This window comes from Gimesia chilikensis, assembly GCF_008329715.1.
Classification (GTDB): domain Bacteria; phylum Planctomycetota; class Planctomycetia; order Planctomycetales; family Planctomycetaceae; genus Gimesia; species Gimesia chilikensis.
In genome coordinates this window covers 285,600-300,666 of sequence record NZ_VTSR01000011.1, presented here as the reverse complement: position 1 = coordinate 300,666, position 15,067 = coordinate 285,600, and the positions used below count along the sequence as shown (strand labels likewise).

The following is a 15,067-nucleotide window of genomic DNA, read 5'->3' as shown; positions in this document are numbered from 1 at the left end:
AAAAGAAGTGACATTTCTTAATCTGCCAGGAATCCTGACCACATATGAGTACTCTTAGCGAATCCATGACATCCTCAACGGAACGACCGATTCCGCTGAGCGTGCGCGATGATTTAATCAGCAAATGGATTCATTACAAAGGACTGGGGTACTGGGTTATCAAAGACCCGGTCTCCCTGAAATACACGCGGCTGCATCCCGAGCAGTACTACATTCTGAATCTGCTCAATGGAGAACGCAGTCCGGAAGAAATTCGGGATGAGGTCCATCGTCAGTATCCCACCCTGTTACTTTCCATTTCTGAAATCCAGCAGTTGATTTCGGACCTGTATCGTAAAGGGCTGCTGACCAGCGGACGTCCGGGACAGGGAGTCACCCTGATCAAGCAGTATCGCGAAGAGACGAAGAAGAAATTCTTCTCCACCGTGAAAAACCTGCTCTATCTCAGGCTGCCCGGCTGGGACCCGGAAACGACGCTCCAAAAGATGTATCCCTATGTGAAATGGATGTGGAAACCCTGGGCGACCACCATGTTCGCGCTGCTGATCCTGTCTTCATGGATTCTGATCGGTGTGCAGTTCGAAGCGTTTCGCAGTCGACTTCCGGAATTCCAGCAGTTTTTTGGCTGGCCCAACCTGATTTACATGTGGTTCGTGCTGGGAGCGGCGAAAGTCGTCCACGAATTCGGGCACGGTCTCTCCTGCAAGCATTACAATGGGGAGTGCCACGGGATGGGGATCATGTTCCTCGTCTTCAGCCCCTGCCTGTATTGTGACGTTTCCGATTCCTGGATGCTGCGAAATAAATGGCAGCGGATCATCATCGGCGGCGCCGGGATGTATATCGAAGTCATCATGTCTGCCATCGCGGTCTGGATCTGGTGGTTTACCAAACCGGGCCTCCTGAACCACCTGGCTTTGAACCTGTTCTTTATCTCCACCGTGACGACCGTGATCTTCAACGCGAACCCGTTGATGCGGTTTGACGGTTATTACATGATGAGTGACCTGCTGGAGATTCCCAACCTGAGGCAGAAAGCCGATAAGCATCTTCGCGATACTTTCGCCTGGTACTGTCTGGGAATTGAATCGCAGCGGGATCCCTTTATGCCGGAAACCGGTAAATTCTGGTTCATCCTGTATGCGGTTTCTGCAGCGGTCTACCGCTGGTTCATCATGTTCGGGATCACTTTGTTCCTGTATACCGTCCTGAAACCTTATGACCTGCAGAGTATCGGTATCACTCTGGCGGTGATCTCTGTCGTCTCATTCATTGGTGGGATTATCTATAACATTTACAAAATTATTGCAGCTCCAAGGACCGAACCCATGAATTACTTCAAAGTCTCAGCGACTGTGACTGTGGCTGTCGCTTTGATCCTGGGAATTCTCCTGATCCCAGTTCCCATGCATTTTGAGGCACCTTTCGTTGTCGAAGGTTACGGCGTGAAAGATGTCTACACCACCGAGCCGGGCAGACTGGAACAGGTCTATGTCGAACCCGGACAGCAGGTCAAGCAGGGACAACTGCTGGCGCGGATCGTCAACATCGAGAAAGAAGACAAGCTGTACCAGTTGAAAGAAATCGAACGTAAAGTTCAGGAAGACGAGATCTACAAATATCGCGCACTGGGAGATCAGGCAGGTGTCAAGGTGGCCAAGGAAAAGCTGGCCACCATTGATGAGCAAATTGCCGAGATCGAGGAACAGCTCAAGCATATGGAAGTCATCGCACCGATCAGTGGGAAAGTGATCGCCCCGGCACGCAAACCGGAGCCCAAATTATCCGACTCCCGCAAGCGACTTTCCGGCTGGCACGGGACTCCCCTTGATCCCCGTAATGCCGACTGCTATCTCGACAAAGGGACGCATATGCTGAGTATTGCTCCGGAAGAACGTTTCCAGGCCGTGCTCTATATCGATCAGGAATATCGCAACGATTTCCAGATCGACCAGCAGGTGGAACTCAAAATGGAACACCTGCCGGAGAAAATCTACACATCGAAAATCGAACGGGTCGCTCACGGGCACCGGGATTATGTCCCTCCCACGCTCTCGAATAAAATGGGAGGCGAACTGCCTACGGTAACGGACAAAGACGGCAACGAAAAACTGACCAGTACTGCGTACCAGGCGATCGTACCGCTGGAAGAGGATGTCTTCCTGTTCCGGACCAACATGCGGGGCAAAGCGCGATTCCTGGTCAGTCAGCTGACGACCGGCCAATGGCTCTGGCGCTACTTCCGAAAAACATTCCACTTCCGCCTCTGATCCTCTCAGAGAATACCACGTACGAGAGATCACTTTTCAGAACCTGTTTCGAGAACAGTATGAACAGCATCATCACGGAAGCGGTCCAGTTACTGCAGCAGAATCAGCCGCAAAAAGCAGAAGCGTTATTAAGCCCCTACTATTATGCGAATCTGGACAATTCCCAGTTTCTGCACTTTTATGCCTTGGCAAAATCTCAGTCAGGTCAGCACAGCGTAGGGGTGGATCTGCTCAAAAAAGCCATTGAACTGCAACCGCGGATTTCCGAATATCACCATAACCTGGCCGCGATCTACCGCCAGCTTGGTGAGTTTCAGCTGTCTGAAGATCACTATTTAACCGCGATCCGGTTGAAGCCTGATTACGCAGAGGCTTATTTCAATTACTCCGCTACGCGAAAGTTCACACCCGATGATCCGGTAATTGAAATGATTGAGCAACAGGCAGCCCGCGATGATCTCAGCGATGAAGACCGCTGCTTCCTTGGTTTTGCCGGCGGTAAAATATTCAATGATCTCAAAGATTACGATAAGGCGTTTTTCTACTACGAGCTGGGTAATCAAAGCCGCAAGGTGCAGTTCGATATTCAAAAACATCGTCAGGGAATCGATCAGGTCATTGAAGTCTTCTCTGCAGAAACGATTCGAGAATTGTCTCAATACGGCCTGCAGACAGACCTGCCGGTTTTTATCATAGGAATGCCACGTACAGGAACGACTCTGGTAGAACAGATCCTCTCCAGTCACCCGGATGTGCACGGGGCAGGGGAACTCAGTGACATCTCCAGTATCGCCGGCACCATGCCGCGTCATACTCCCGGGCAGACTCCATATCCTGAGTGCATCCGTCAACTGCCTGTCAATGCATTCTCTGGGTTTGGAAAAGCCTATCTTCAGCGTCTGCGTAACTTTAACCAAAGTGCCAGTCGCGTCATCAATAAAATGCCGGGAAATTATCTTTACCTGGGGCTCATTGCCATTCTGTTTCCCCAGGCGAAAGTCATTCATTGCCGTCGCGATCCCCTCGATACCTGTCTCTCCTGTTACTTTCAGCGGTTTCGCACCGGTCACGATTACTCGCATGATCTCAAAGATCTGGGGCTCTACTACCGCGAATATGAGCGATTGATGGCGCACTGGCAACAGGTTCTGCCCCACCAGCCTTACGAACTGGCATACGCCGACCTGGTTCAGAATCAGGAAGCCATTTCCCGGGAACTGGTTGAATTCATCGGCGTCGACTGGGATGACCAGTGCCTGGACTTTCATGCCAATCAGCGTCCTGTGACGACTGCAAGTAACTGGCAGGTAAGGCGTCCCATGAACCGTTCCGGCCTGGAGCGGTGGAAGAACTACAATCAGCATCTGGACGGCTTACGTCAGGTGCTGGCCGGTGAAGAAAACTGAGAACCGGGAGTCGATTTACGGATACCTCACGGAATCGCGGGGATGATTCCCGTCTGGTTTTCAACCGATGACCACCAGAGTCGCCACAATCGCTGGTTGTAACCGAAATTCTGCTCGGTCAACTTCTGCAGGGCATCCAGCACCGCGCTGTTCTGGTGGACATGTTTGACTGAGACAGTCCGCATGCGGACCTTGGGTTGCTGTGAGGGCAAGACGATTACCCCGTTGGGATAACGCCCGGCCAGCAGTCCCGCTTCTATCTCGGGTGGCAACACCACTCCTGAACCGCCGAACGATCCATTGCTGTTGAAACTGTACGTCGAAGTGGCATCCGGAACGCGAACCCGATAAGTATGGCTGGTCGTCAGGGCGTCGATCAGTTCAGGGACGACCTCCCGATCTCCAATCGCCGCCAGTCCCGCTCCGGCTCGCTGGACGATCAGATTCGATTTGTGCTTCAACGCTTCAATAAAAAAGACGATCGCCTGAGACGCATCGCGTGCAGAAAGCGCCTGCAGTGCTGCATCGCGAATCGCCTGATGCGGATCTGTCAGTGCCAGTTCTGCCAGCGGACGTAACGGCAGGTGTCCGGGGATCTGCTGCAAAGTCGTTACCAGTAGAGACCGCAGACTCAGATTCTCATGTTTCCCCAAGTTCCTGGCCAGACCGGCGACCGCGTTGGGATCGTTGATATTCTGAATGTTCTGCAGTCCTTCGGACTGGTATTGCGGATTCTGGCTGGTGAGCCAGGTGACCCACAGATTGATTTTTTTGCTCCAGGCACGCTCAGCTTCCAGGTCCGCCTGATTTTTTTCCAGCAGTTCCAGTTCTGCAGATGAGACATAGCGGCCCTTGTACTTCACATAGCCGTTTTTCCGCATGATCTGGTCGCGGGTCATCCATTCGCCATCACGTAAGGTATATCCCAGGGCGGCCCGTGCTTGCTCGTGATCGGGATCAAGCTCAATCACTTTTTCCAGCTCCTGTAGACGAGGCGTCGTCAGGAAATTCTCGCGACACCATTCCGAAAGCTCCAGATGGGCTTCGACAGTGTTCTTTATCTGGTGCGCCCTGGATTCATATTCTTCTATCACCAGGGGGCGGTTCGTAACGAAATCGATCTGCTGAGCATCGACGCTGATGCGACCTCCACTCAGCGTTTCGATGGTGCGTGTGGTCTCGCCACCAGCGCTCTCTTTGAGCAGCTTACCGCGAATTTCTCCTCCCTGTTTCAGCTTGATCAGATCGGCGCGAACCTCTTGCGCCGAATGACACAGTCCCAGTGTCAAACACAGGACCACCGCCAGTCTGAAAACGCCTGGAAACATCAAAGCAGAGCAGGGGAGTTTCATGCCAGTTCCCTTTCAGGCTGTGAGAGGATCAAAGCTTGATTTGCAGACAGGAAAACTGCAGTTATTTTAACACATCCAGGACGGACTGAGTAGTTCCTGTTTCGCAGGAACGCAGGATTACCGCAGCATCCGACAGGAACCACTTAATCAGTAAATCCGTCAGCATCAATCGTTGGCTGGGAACTATCTGCTACTGAATAACCTGCGAGAACTGTTTACGGCAACCAATTTGATAAATCTGTTCAGTTTTGATGGTGAAAATTCTTCGAATCTCGGCGGAACAATGCTGGATTCCAGCTTGGTTGTGTAGGTAGAATAGGGTGAGTGTGATATTTCTGGAGTCAGGAGCAGGCCAGAATATTACCTGTTTTTACAGACTCTTTCGGTGTCTGATGAATCCATCATGTAGACTTGAGAGAGGGAGGTCTCGCATCGTTTCTGATGTCTGAGAGCATTCTCCGCGAATTTGAATCACCCGTTCTCCTAAATCATTCTGGAAAAGATTGAATATGTCTGGTTGGAAGATGCCCAAGTATTTGATTCTGGCGCTACTGGTTATGGGGCTGTGCTCTGAAAATCTGCAGGCGCAACGCTTAAACGAATCATCCGTGGGACTGACGGTTCCAACCCAGCGTTCGCTGGTCAAGCATAATCTGGAACGGGTCTGGTGGGGCCAGGCCACTGTGGATCCTCACCGGGACCGCATCGTGCATCTCACACTGGATGAAGTGAATCTATACGCGATTTCCACTTCCGGGATCATCACTGCTTTCAACAACGAAACCGGAAAGAAACTCTGGGCGACTCAGATGGGGCGGGGGAACAATATCAGTTACCCGCCGGTTACGAACTCAAAATATGTCTTTATCACGGTGGGAACGAAAATCTATTCCATCGACCGGATGAACGGTGAGATCGACTGGGAACTGCAGCTTCCCACATCCGCCTCCACCAGCCCGACCGTTGACGAAGACGCGCTTTACGTCGGCACGCTGAATGGTCGTGTCTACGCCTGGAATCTGCGAAGGTTGAAAGAGCTGAGCGGCGAATCCAAGTTACCCGCCTGGCGTGATCTTGCCATTCGCTGGACCTTCCAGACAGGCGATGCCATTACGACTCCTTCAATTGTGACTCCCCGTGCCCTGGTATTTGCCAGTCAGGATGGATCGCTGTATTCCGTCACTTTGACCGATCGGAAGTTGACCTATCAGTTTGAAACCGACGCCCCGATTGCCACCAATCTGGCAGAAAATAAGAATAGTGTGTACCTCGCTTCCGAGGATCAGAATCTGTACTGCCTGAATATTCTCAACGGTATTGTCCGCTGGAGAATCCGTACCTCATTCCCAATCCGAATTCCGGTCATGGTTCTGGAGAACGAAGTCTATCTCTCTTCACGCAAGAGTGGTCTGTTCCAGCTGTCCAGTGAAACCGGTATGGAAGAATGGTGGCAGCCACTGGGTTCGAGTTTTCTTTCGATGTCTCCCACCCGGGTCTATGCCTCGGATGAACTGGGCAATCTGCTCGTACTGTCCCGCAAGGACGGCGCACTGCTCTCAGCGGTTCCTTTACGAAAATATCAGGTCAAACTCATGAACGAGCTGACCGATCGTATTTTCTGTGCTTCTGAATCAGGCGTCATTCTGTGTCTCAAACAGAAAGATCTGCCGTTCCCGATTCGCTTCAAGCATCAGGATAAATATCCGATTCTCCCCGAAGTGGCTCCCGAACCTGCTGCCGATAATGCGAATACCGAAGCTCCGGCGACTGAAAACCCTGTGCAGTAAACAGGTTCGCCTCTTCTGCTGACGCAGGGTTTGCCTCGTTTGTTTTCTGACCAGAGAGTGGCTAAACTGACCTCTGGTTGAGTGCCCGAGAGGATGATTCTGTGGCCTGTGTCGCGCAGGCCCCCTTTTGCCGCGCACTCAGGTACGCTTTTTCTCTCTCAGAAATACTGTATTTCTGTCTTCTTCGGAAATTGATTTAGAAACAAATGAGCGATTCTTATCCGCGTCGGGCGTTAGTCAGTGTCAGTGACAAATCGGGTCTGGATGATTTTGTCAAAGGTCTGGCTGAACTGGGTTTTGAGTTTATCTCCACGGGGGGCACACGCCGTTACCTCGAAGAGCAGGGAGTCAATGTCATTGACATCTCTACTTACACGGGTTTCCCTGAGATCATGGATGGACGCGTTAAGACTCTGCATCCTAAGGTCCACGGCGCCATTCTGGGACGTCCCGATCTCCCCAGCGATGCGGCTTCGATCAAAGAGTTTGAAATCGTCCCGTTCGAACTGGTGGTCTGTAATCTGTATCCCTTTGAAGCCACCATCGCCAAACCAGATGTGACCCTGCCCGAAGCTATCGAACAGATTGATATCGGCGGTCCCAGCATGGTTCGTTCTGCCGCTAAGAATCATGCCTATGTCGGTATCGTGACTAATCAGTCACAATATGACCGTGTACTCGATGCACTCAATTCTGGTCCGCTGACTCCCGAATTTCGACTGGAACTCTCTGCCGCTGCGTTTGAAATGACTGCACGCTATGATCGGGCTGTCGCCAATTTCATGGCTACGGTTTTGCCTGCAGAAGCAGATTCACAAAGCCGTTTTCCCGAATCAGTCAGCATCAATCTGGTGAAGCGGGATCAATTGCGTTACGGCGAGAACCCTCACCAGGGAGCCGCTTTCTACGCCGAGCAGAATCCCCCGGCAGCCAGCGTCGCCCAGGCAGAGCAGTTGAACGGTAAAGAACTGTCCTACAATAATTACCTTGACCTGGATGCCGCCCTGCAGATCGCCAGCGACTTCGATCAGCCAGCCGCTGTGGTGATTAAACACACCAATCCCTGTGGCTGCGCCACTGCAGAGACACTCGCTGAAGCATTCGAAAAAGCTTACGCCGGTGACCCGGTCAGTGCCTTCGGCTCCATTTTAAGTTTCAACCGTCCCGTCGATCAGGCAACGGCAGAAAAACTCTGTGAACCCAATCGGTTCATTGAAGCGATCATCGCCCCGGATTATGAACCCGCGGCCTTCGAACTGCTGACGACCAAGCCTAAATGGAAAAAGAATGTCCGCCTGATGAAGTGCCCGATGATGCAGGAGCCGGCTGAACCCAGCCTGGATTATCGTCGTGTATCCGGCGGTCTGCTGGTGCAGGAAAAAGACGAACTGCGTGACGATAAGAGCGACTGGAAAGTCGTCACAGAACGCGAGCCCACGCCCGAAGAACTCAACAGTTTAAGCTTTGGCTGGGTGGTCTGCCGCCACGTGAAATCGAATGCGATCGTCATTGCCAAAGATGAAATGCTGCTCGGAGCGGGGGCAGGGCAGATGAGTCGTCTCGATTCCTCCTACATCGCCGCTTACAAAGCCGGCGATCGGAGCCAGGGATCAATCGTCGCCTCAGATGCGTTCTTCCCCTTCCGCGACGGAGTGGATGAAGCTGCTAAAGCAGGCGTTACCGCTATTATTCAGCCCGGCGGTTCCGTGCGGGATGAAGAAGTCATCGCTGCCTGCAATGAGCACAACATCGCGATGATCTTTACCGGTCGCCGTCATTTCAAACACTAAGCCGCTTGAATTGACTGCTGACGCAGGTATCTGAAAAAATTTCGCCGTGTGATGGACCTGAACCTGTCACACGGCGTTTTTTATTTTGCATTCACACGTTTGTGCCAGGCAGCATACCGTCGAGATAAGGACTCGATTTTCTCCGGATGTTGGGCTGCCAGGTTAGTGGTCTCGGTGCCGTCGTCTTTCAGATTGTAGAGTTCCCACTTTGTCGGCTGCTGGCGTGGTCGGATCGCTTTCCAGTCACCACTGATGATGGACTGCTGGCGGGGCAGGTCCCAGCAGAGTTCCGAATACGGCTTGCGTTGTTTCCCCTCAAATACGGGCAACAGGCTGTGCCCTTCGACGGGTAGAGGGTGACGACCATGAAACTCCTGGGGATACTCGGTCCGGGCAATATCCAGAAATGTGGGCATAAAATCCATCACGTGTCCCGCCTGCCTGGTAACGGTACCTCCCTGCTGGATGACTTTGGGCCAGCGGACGATGAGTGGCGTGCGGATCCCACCCTCGTAACCTTCCAGTTTTGTCCCCCGGAAAGGCGTATTGCTGGTCGTCGCCCAGGCTAAGCCGTAGGCGGCAAAGGTATCATGGGGTCCAGGCATGTGATCAGGACCACTGCCCGGTTTGATTGGCACCTGGTCGCGTCGCCAGTTTTTGTTGGGTCGTTTCTCACTGAATCCCATGCCATTCTGTGAGGGAGTCAGTCCGCCATCAGGGGCGGCACCATTGTCAGACAGAAAAATGACCAGAGTATTTTCAGCTGCGTCCGCCTCTTTCAGAGCTCGCAGTAATTGTCCCAGACCACGGTCAATCGATTTCACCTGGGCTGCATACACGGTCATCCGTTCTGCCTGCCAGCGCTGACTTGGTTCCTCGGACCACTCGCGAATGCTGGCTGACCGCGGTGCTAACTCCCATTCCTGTGGAATCAGTCCGGTTGACCGTTGATGTGCAAAACGACGGGCACGAACCTGATCCCAGCCCTGTGTCAGGTATTGTTCACGGTAGCGGGCGATTTCCTGTTCCCGGGCATGCAGGGGCCAGTGCGGGGCGATGTGGGCGACATACAGCAGAAACGGTTGTTTGCCAGTCAGGCCTTCCTGAAGAAACTGAAGTGCGTGATCATTGAGGGCGTCAGTCAGATAAAAATCGTCAGGCAGTTCAATTCGTTTCCGATCCAGGTAATACGGATTCTGGGCGACTTCATGAAAATAACTGATTTTACCCTGACACATCGGCCCGTAAAAACGATGAAATCCCCGATCGAGGGCAGAGTCTCCCCCCTGCCACTTTCCGACCATCATTGTCCGATACCCGGCCTGTTGCAGGACTTCACCAAATGTCACGCACACGTCGAAATTCTTGGGTTCGTTCCAGCGGTCTCCACGATGACCTGTCTGCTGACAATAAATACCCGTTAACAGAGAGGCTCGGGTCGGTCCACAGATGGCATTGTTATAAAACTGAGTGAAACGCATGCCGTCACGAGACAGGCTGTCGATGTGGGGCGTATCGATTTCACCTCCGTAGCAGCCTATATCAGACCAGCCCAGGTCATCTGCCATTACGAGAATGATATTGGGACGCTGATCAGAGGCCGGGGCTCCAAACAAAACAGAACAGCTGAGCAGCAGGGCTAACAACAGGCAGGAGCGGAGCAACATACGGTTCATGGCGAGTCAATCAGGCTGAGATACGGCGAGAACAGGAATAGAAAACATTCAAGACGCTGTTTCTCATGTTACCAGACTGAATTCAGAAACGTCAATTTCGCTTGATTAAACCGAGACTCCGCAGGGGAAAAATGCATAACACACCGCGCAAAAGAAGAGAGCCTTCCCTAATGAGGAAGGCTCTCTTTGATTTTATACCACATCATTCGGGATTGGGAATGACGGGTGATTCAATCGTGATCGTTGGTCTTAGAAGACGAGAATTACGTCAGTACCAACGGTGAACTGGCTGTCCTTGGTACCACCGTCAGATGTGGTCCAGGGATCAGAACCGTCAGCCCAGTCCCAGCGGACTTCAGGACGAACCTGAATGCAGGAGTTGAGCTTGTGGTTGATACCAGCGGTAATTTCGTAGTAGTTCGTGCCCGGAGCACCCAGCTGGGTACCGTTGTGGTCACGCCACCATTCAACACGCATACCAGCACGGGTTGAATCGCAGATATCGTAGAACAGGTACTGGTTGATACCGTAAGCTTCAGCTGTTACGCCAGCAGCATTAGCGTCACCGTTCGGGTAGAACATGTGGTCGTGCTGGAATACGTAGCTCAGGTTTTCAGACAGTTTCTGCTGAGCAACAAGGCTGAAGATGGTCAGGTTGGAAGTACCACCGAAAGCGTCGTTTTCACCACCAGAGCTGATGGCGAATGTGACTGAGGTGTCTTCACTGTCGCTGGTCCAGCCAACAGAACCCAGGAAGCTCCACTCGTTGTTCTGATTTTCAAAATCGTCCCAACCTGTGGTGATACCACCGGTCAGTGAGATGTTGTCGCTCAGGTCAGTGCTGGCCAGAACCCCGGTGTGGGTAAACGGCTCATCGTACTGCATGGTATAAGCATGTGAGTAGAAGAAGTTACCGGTAGCAGGTACAACTTCGTAACCGATAACGGTGTAGAAGTGACCAACGTTAACGGTAACACCGTTTCCGATGGGGGCATAGACTGAAGCGTACATCTGCGGCATAGCCAGACCAATCTGGTTGGCAGTTGCGATGTCGTTGTTAGACCATGTTCCATCGAAGTTGGGGGTGTTGTTAGGACCACCGAATACGGCAGTATCAGCAGCGTCTGAACCGACGAGCAGGTCAACACGACCACCCCAGCCGAAGCAGTCTTCGTTGGCGGCAGCATCTTTTTCCAAAACAAAGTACAGCTGGTTCAGCATGAACTGGCTGTCAGCCTGGTTGAATCCAACACCCGGGGTGTTCAGATTGTTAGCAGGACGGTTTCCGTTGAATGTAATCCCGAATTCCAACCAGCCACTCAGCTTCCAGCCGTTATCTTCCAGGATGTTTCCACAGCCGTCGCAGTCGTCAAACAGACGAGTCAGACGTCCGCTGCAGCAGTCTCCATCATCACCGGCTTCTTCACCACAACATGTGTTGGGATCGGTACAGCCATCTGTCGTGCAGGTAGGGGCACAGGTTTTAGGGGCACAACATTCAGCGGTTAACCGCTCAAGTTCGACAGCCAGCTTGTCACCAGCATCCTCGAACACTTTCGTGCAGCAAGGGTTTGATGCGGGGACGCACGAGGGAGCACATCCGGCATCACCACCAAATGCTGGCGAAACAGCCATGAGACCCAGCCCGCTCAGCAGGAGCCCAGTCAGTCTGGCTTTTCGTTTCAATTCCTTCAGTTTTCGCATATTTTAACTCCTGAGTACACCTTCTTGGGTGCTTGGTCTCCATACCGTCAGAAGGGAAGCGCGCATGCTTTCCGGTAATTTAGTTTGGTAGAAGCCATACTGACGGTTCAAATCAATTTCCCATCGTTAGATTAAGAGAACCAGTTACGGTCCACAAATTGAGCGCTAACTTAACGATGGCTCTAACTCGGAATATCGGAATTCTCAGTAGTGCTTTTGATCAAAAGAGATACGTCAAGAATATTCTGACTGATCGGGAGGGTCTGGCTGTCATCGCCAGATTGCGGAGCCGGAATAGTTTAACAGTTGCTGAAGAATGTTAAACTTGCGCGAATATTATGCAGGCAGCGCGCACTAACCCACAATACTCATATAAAGTAATGGGAATATAAGGGTTTGGATGCAGTTTAATTAACAGGCATCAGGCGAATAAGGCGTCGACAAAACCTTGTGGATTAAAGAGTTCAAGGTCGTCGATTTGCTCTCCCACGCCTATATATTTGACCGGTATCCCCATCTTCTGGCGGATCGCAACGGTCACACCACCCCGGGCTGTACCATCTAATTTTGCTAAAATTATTCCAGAACACTCGATTGCATTCGAGAAATGTTCTGCCTGACTCAGACCATTTTGCCCAGTCGTCGCATCCAGAACCAGCAGGTTCTCGTGTGGTGCACCCGGGATCTTCTTATCTACGACACGTTTGATCTTTTCCAGCTCTTCCATGAGGTTGGTATGTGTCTGCAGACGGCCCGCAGTATCAATAATTAAATAGTCAACGCCGGTTTCCAGTGCCCGTTCACAACCGGAGTAAGCAACGCTGGCCGGGTCGGTACCGTCAGGGCGGGTCACAATTTCACAACCCAGGCGGCTGGCCCACATGGTCAGCTGTTCCACAGCGGCCGCACGGAATGTATCACCGGCAGCCAGCAGGACCTTTTTCTTCTGTTTAATAATCAGGTTTGCCAGTTTGGCGATCGAAGTTGTCTTCCCGACCCCGTTGACACCGGCGACCAGAATGACCGTCACCCCATCCGGATTGTGTTTCAGCGGGGACAGGGGATTATTCAGGTCCCAGCGGGTATCACCTTCTCCTTCCAGCAGCGTCCGGATCTTTTCCTTCACGGTTTCCTGAATTTCATCCAGAATCACGGTACGACCACCATGTTTTTTGCGGATTTCATCGCAGATGGCTGCCGAAGAGACAACGCCCATATCCGTCTTAATCAGTCGCGCTTCGAATTCTTCAATTTTCTGATCATCCAGTATCTCCCCCGCCTTGAACAGGTCGCGTACATCGGTGCGCAGGACATCCTTGGTTTTCTCTAAACCACGTTTCAAGCGGTCAAACAGACCCATTGTTATACTTTCTTACTGGATGATACTTAGCTATGAATCAAATGTGATTACCGACTGGGATAATATAGTGTAGCGGAACAGACGGCAAGTTACTCACTTTTAAAGGGAGGAATGGTCTCTAACCAGAGGCATCCAGCAGTTGATTGAACCGCTGCATCGCCTCTGACCAGACAGCCTGATCCTGAGGTTCATATGTTGTCGTTTCCGTCGAATTTCTCACGATCTCACGAATTTCAGCCAGCGAACTGACAGCGCCTGCCGCTCGGGCCTGGACCAGTACATTACCCAGCCCGGTCGCTTCCACAGGTCCCGTAATGACCGGGATCTGACAGGAGTTCGCGGTAAACTGGTTGAGCAGCTCATTCTTGGTCCCGCCGCCCACAATATGCAGAACTGTGATGGGCGTTCCCGTCAGTTCTTCCAGCCAGTCAAGCACCTTGTGATATTTCAGAGCCAGGCTCTCCAGTGCACAACGCACAAACTGTCCCGGAGTTTCGGGGACCGGCTGGTTGGTCTCCTGACAGTAGCCTTTGATTTCTTCACGCATGTCTACCGGACTCAGGAACCGGGGATCATCGGGATCTACCAGGGACCGGAATGGCTCTGCCTCCGTGGCAGCCGTGGTCAGTGCTGTGTAATCGAGTTCGGTTCCCTCTCGCTCATAGCACCGCTTGCATTCCTGTACGAGCCAGAGCCCCATGATGTTTTTCAGCAGACGATACGTTCCATCAATGCCCCCTTCATTCGTGAAATTCAATTCGAAGGCCCGTTTGCCGAGAACCGCCTGATTGACTTCGACCCCCATCAGGGACCAGGTTCCTGAACTGATATACGCCCAGTCGGGGTTGCCTGTATTTGCAGTGGGAATCGCAGCGACAGCGGAAGCCGTATCGTGGGTCGCGGGGGCAACAACTTCAATTTTAGAGAGCCCGGTCTGCCGCATCACTTCTTCCCGTAAGGTCCCCAGTCTCGTTCCCGGTTGAACCAGCTTGGGAAGCATCGCGGTGGGGATCTCCAGTTGACGTAATAGCTCATACGACCAGTCGCCTGTCACAGGGTTGAGGCACTGGGTCGTGGTCGCATTGGTAAACTCAACGACCTGACTCCCCGAGAGCAGCCAGTGGAAAAAGTCCGGCATGAGCAGTAACAGGTTTGCCTGGTTCAACAGATCGGAATCACTCTGCTGCATGGCCAGCAACTGATAAAGTGTGTTGATTTCCATGAACTGCACACCGGTGGCATCAAAAATCTCCTGTTGGGGAACACGGGAGATGGCCAGGTTTAACATGCCTTCCGTGCGCGGATCTCGATAATGATAAGGCTGTCCCAGCAGTTCCTGTTTCTCTGAGAGCAGGGCATAGTCAACGCCCCATGTATCCACACCGACGGAGATGATCTGATCCCCGTATTTCTGTGCAGCCAGTGACAGGCCCTTGAGGATCGAAGACCACAGGCCGATGACGTTCCAGCGTTTCGTACCGGCAACTGTAACCGGCCCATTGCTGAACCGGTAAATCTCCTCGAGGCGAATCTGCTGGTTCTCCAGAATGCCTGCCAGCACGCGTCCACTTTCGGCCCCCAGATCGACTCCCAAAAAACACTGTGATGGCATGGATCAGCCCTTTTGATTCTAAAAAGCGGTGTTGATAAACTAGGATTTAATGCTTCGCGATTGAAACTGCATATTACAAAAAGTTCGCGGGAATTTCATTGGCTACCGGT

Annotated in this window: 9 protein-coding genes; 4 read left to right on the top strand and 5 right to left on the bottom strand. The window is 52.3% G+C overall.

Annotated features, from left to right (window positions below):
* Positions 1-44 precede the first annotated feature (44 nt).
* Both FYZ48_RS16710 and FYZ48_RS16705 read left to right on the top strand, forming a co-directional pair.
* Complete coding sequence (locus tag FYZ48_RS16710) at positions 45-2,270, top strand: biotin/lipoyl-binding protein (RefSeq protein WP_149342340.1); 2,226 nt, start codon at positions 45-47, stop codon at positions 2,268-2,270.
* A gap of 59 nt (positions 2,271-2,329) precedes the next feature.
* The gene (locus FYZ48_RS16705) at positions 2,330-3,676 is read left to right on the top strand and encodes a sulfotransferase family protein (RefSeq protein ID WP_187782065.1); all 1,347 of its coding nucleotides are present in this window, start codon (positions 2,330-2,332) and stop codon (positions 3,674-3,676) included.
* A gap of 26 nt (positions 3,677-3,702) precedes the next feature.
* On the opposite strand, the gene FYZ48_RS16700 is transcribed toward FYZ48_RS16705, so the two are convergent.
* Positions 3,703-5,028, bottom strand: a complete 1,326-nt coding sequence (locus FYZ48_RS16700) for a HEAT repeat domain-containing protein (RefSeq protein ID WP_149342335.1) — start codon at positions 5,026-5,028, stop codon at positions 3,703-3,705.
* Positions 5,029-5,537: 509 nt separating this feature from the next.
* Between FYZ48_RS16700 and FYZ48_RS16695 the strand changes: the two genes are divergently transcribed.
* Positions 5,538-6,815 (top strand): outer membrane protein assembly factor BamB family protein, encoded by a 1,278-nt coding sequence (locus tag FYZ48_RS16695; RefSeq protein WP_149342333.1) that lies wholly within the window; start codon positions 5,538-5,540, stop codon positions 6,813-6,815.
* 206 nt (positions 6,816-7,021) lie between these two features.
* Entirely contained in the window at positions 7,022-8,605 is a 1,584-nt protein-coding gene (purH, locus tag FYZ48_RS16690) for a bifunctional phosphoribosylaminoimidazolecarboxamide formyltransferase/IMP cyclohydrolase (RefSeq protein ID WP_149342331.1), read from the top strand.
* An 80-nt stretch (positions 8,606-8,685) separates the two neighbouring features.
* On the opposite strand, the gene FYZ48_RS16685 is transcribed toward purH, so the two are convergent.
* The 4 genes from FYZ48_RS16685 to rhaB form a co-directional block, all read right to left on the bottom strand.
* Positions 8,686-10,281, bottom strand: coding sequence for an arylsulfatase (locus tag FYZ48_RS16685; RefSeq protein WP_149342329.1), 1,596 nt, complete (start codon positions 10,279-10,281; stop codon positions 8,686-8,688).
* 249 nt (positions 10,282-10,530) lie between these two features.
* Positions 10,531-11,985, bottom strand: coding sequence for a porin (locus tag FYZ48_RS16680; protein WP_149342327.1), 1,455 nt, complete (start codon positions 11,983-11,985; stop codon positions 10,531-10,533).
* Positions 11,986-12,406: 421 nt separating this feature from the next.
* Positions 12,407-13,345 (bottom strand): signal recognition particle-docking protein FtsY, encoded by a 939-nt coding sequence (gene ftsY, locus FYZ48_RS16675; protein ID WP_149342325.1) that lies wholly within the window; start codon positions 13,343-13,345, stop codon positions 12,407-12,409.
* Positions 13,346-13,463: 118 nt separating this feature from the next.
* Complete coding sequence (gene rhaB, locus FYZ48_RS16670; protein WP_149342323.1) at positions 13,464-14,957, bottom strand: rhamnulokinase; 1,494 nt, start codon at positions 14,955-14,957, stop codon at positions 13,464-13,466.
* Between the last annotated feature and the right edge of the window lie 110 nt (positions 14,958-15,067).

Bases quoted from the DNA above. Each gene is read 5' to 3' on its own strand.
- ftsY (WP_149342325.1), bottom strand. From the start codon at position 13,345: ATGGGTCTGTTTGACCGCTTGAAACGTGGTTTAGAGAAAACCAAGGAT.
- purH (WP_149342331.1), top strand. From the start codon at position 7,022: ATGAGCGATTCTTATCCGCGTCGGGCGTTAGTCAGTGTCAGTGACAAA.
- FYZ48_RS16705 (WP_187782065.1), top strand. From the start codon at position 2,330: ATGAACAGCATCATCACGGAAGCGGTCCAGTTACTGCAGCAGAATCAG.
- FYZ48_RS16695 (WP_149342333.1), top strand. From the start codon at position 5,538: ATGTCTGGTTGGAAGATGCCCAAGTATTTGATTCTGGCGCTACTGGTT.
- FYZ48_RS16700 (WP_149342335.1), bottom strand. From the start codon at position 5,028: ATGAAACTCCCCTGCTCTGCTTTGATGTTTCCAGGCGTTTTCAGACTG.
- FYZ48_RS16710 (WP_149342340.1), top strand. From the start codon at position 45: ATGAGTACTCTTAGCGAATCCATGACATCCTCAACGGAACGACCGATT.
- rhaB (WP_149342323.1), bottom strand. From the start codon at position 14,957: ATGCCATCACAGTGTTTTTTGGGAGTCGATCTGGGGGCCGAAAGTGGA.
- FYZ48_RS16680 (WP_149342327.1), bottom strand. From the start codon at position 11,985: ATGCGAAAACTGAAGGAATTGAAACGAAAAGCCAGACTGACTGGGCTC.
- FYZ48_RS16685 (WP_149342329.1), bottom strand. From the start codon at position 10,281: ATGAACCGTATGTTGCTCCGCTCCTGCCTGTTGTTAGCCCTGCTGCTC.